This window comes from Mesorhizobium sp. WSM4810 (genome assembly GCF_055811235.1).
In genome coordinates, this window is record NZ_JBVVQV010000054.1 from 14,761 (window position 1) to 16,883 (window position 2,123).

Sequence of the window (2,123 nt, forward strand, 5' to 3'; positions counted from 1 at the left end):
GGTTTTAACACAAACCCCCCCCCCGTTTTTTTTTTGTTTTTTTTGTGGGGCGCCGGGGGGGGGGGGGCCCCTCCCCCCCCCCCCCCCCCCCCGCTTTTCGCGAAGCCGATAGCTGTCACCGCGGATGGTGATCACTGTCGAGTGTGAAGCAGGCGATCAACGATCGCGGTTGCCACCACGGGATCGCCAAACACGCTGCCCCATTCGCCCACCGAGCGGTTGGAGGTGATCAGGATCGATCCTCGCTCATAACGCCGCGACACCAGCTGGAAGAACAGATGCGCGGCATTGGCTTCGAACGGGAGATAGCCGAGCTCGTCGATGATCAACAGTTTCGGTCGCGATAGGGTGGTCAGCTGCTTTTCGAGTGAACCGTCGTCATGGGATTTGGCCAGCATCGCCACGAGCGTGGCCGCCGTGACGAACTGGACGCTATGGTTCTGCCGGATCGCCTCGCGCCCGAGAGCCCCGCCAGATGTGTTTTGCCCGTACCTGGAGGTCCAAGGAACAGGACCGTGTCGCCATAGGCAAACCGGCGGCAGGTGGCCAGCTCCCGGATTTGGCGCTGATCCAGCGACGGCTACCCGTCGAAGTCGAAGCCATTCGAGTTCGCGCACGAACGGGAACTGCGCGATCTTGTCTGCCATGGAGCGCCGCTCGTCGCGCCGCGCGATCTCGCGCGTCTTGAAGTAGGGTAAAACAGGCCAGAAACAAAACTTTTGCAAAAATTGTCTTTAACTATTCAGTCACTGTGAGAAAATGTCCTGGACAATAACGACAGCACCATTCAGTAAAAAGGAAAAAATATGAGCGACGACATGGCCAAGGCTGTTTCATTACAGGAACTCGAATCATACTTCAGTGAAGATTACATACATTTTGCATGCGTGAAAAACCCGCCGGAGGAGTGTGACAGACAGGCGGGGTTAGTTTGGGATCTTCTTTCTCTTGCACAAGGTAGTTCGGTTCTTGAACTTGGGTGTGGCTATGGGCGGATTGCCAATCGATTGGCGGAAAAAGGAGCGCAGGTAGTCGGACTTGATATCTCGCCGATCTTGCTAAAAAAAGCCGAGTCGGATGCGGCTGAACGCGGAATAAATGTCGAGTATGTTCTAGGCGACATGCGTTCACTTCCCTGGAGAGATCGATTCGACGCTGCTTTTCTATGGTACACGACCTTTGGCTACTTCGACGACGCGGATAACGAGAGAGTTCTTCGTGAAGCCGCCTCTTCGCTTCGAAAGGGCGGGTGTTTGCTAATCGATAACCATAGTCGCATCGTGTCCCTACTCCACAAGTTTCCCATATGTGACGTTGCCCGGCTTAATGACGATCTGCGGATCGATATATATAGCAACGATGTGCTAGGGGATCGCGAAAACCTCGAAAGGATTATCATTCGGGATGGACAGATTAGACGAACGCACCTTTCCTACAGGCAGTATGGGTTTTCTGAATACGTTCGCATGTTGAGAAGTGCGGGGTTCAAGTCTGTTGAAGCTTATGGCAAAGAAGGTGAAGCGTTTACATACGACAGCTCACGCCTCGTGGTTGTCGCGCACAAATAATATCATCCGTATAGCTTTGCTGGAGAGCCTGTCCAAAAAACAGAGACCTTCCTAAGAATTCGTTGGCCAGAAGGCAAAATACTCGTTGGAAGCCGTATCTTAAGGTCTAACTCATGGTTTTTTGATGCGCTAGCCAATGTTGCGCCTTCGAAGAAGGTGAAGCCAATTGATTGCCTTGTGCAATCGACATTTACCAAGATAGGAGAAAGCTGCTCATGCCCGCATCTAGTCAACAGGAACGCGTGCCTGCATTTAGTCAGCAGGAATACCGCGAGCGCACTGCTCGGCTGCGACAGCAAATGGCGGCGCGCGGTATGGATGCGCTGGTTGTCATGAACGAGAATAATATGAACTATCTCACCGGCTATGACGGATACTCGGAGTACGTTCCGCAGCTCGCTCTCGTGTGTCAAGAAGATGAAGATCCGTGGCTGATCTTGCGCGAGATCGACACTTTGTGTGCAACGCCCACCTCGTTCCTGCCGCAATCACGCATTCTCAGTTATCCCGAGAAGTACATTGGGTCGAGCCAGCGGACGGCATGGGAGCCGATTG

Annotated in this window: 2 protein-coding genes and 1 pseudogene; 2 read left to right on the top strand and 1 reads right to left on the bottom strand. The window is 53.5% G+C overall.

Translation table 11 applies throughout. The features are described from left to right. Positions 1-683, bottom strand: a pseudogene (gene istB / locus AC0L3O_RS34735) (IS21-like element helper ATPase IstB); the annotation flags it as partial. Positions 684-806: 123 nt separating this feature from the next. Between istB and AC0L3O_RS34740 the strand changes: the two are divergent. Then, complete coding sequence (locus AC0L3O_RS34740; protein WP_473618056.1) at positions 807-1,568, top strand: class I SAM-dependent methyltransferase; 762 nt, start codon at positions 807-809, stop codon at positions 1,566-1,568. A gap of 215 nt (positions 1,569-1,783) precedes the next feature. Further along, the coding region (locus AC0L3O_RS34745; RefSeq protein ID WP_473618057.1) for an aminopeptidase P family N-terminal domain-containing protein at positions 1,784-2,123 on the top strand (340 nt) is incomplete at its 3' end.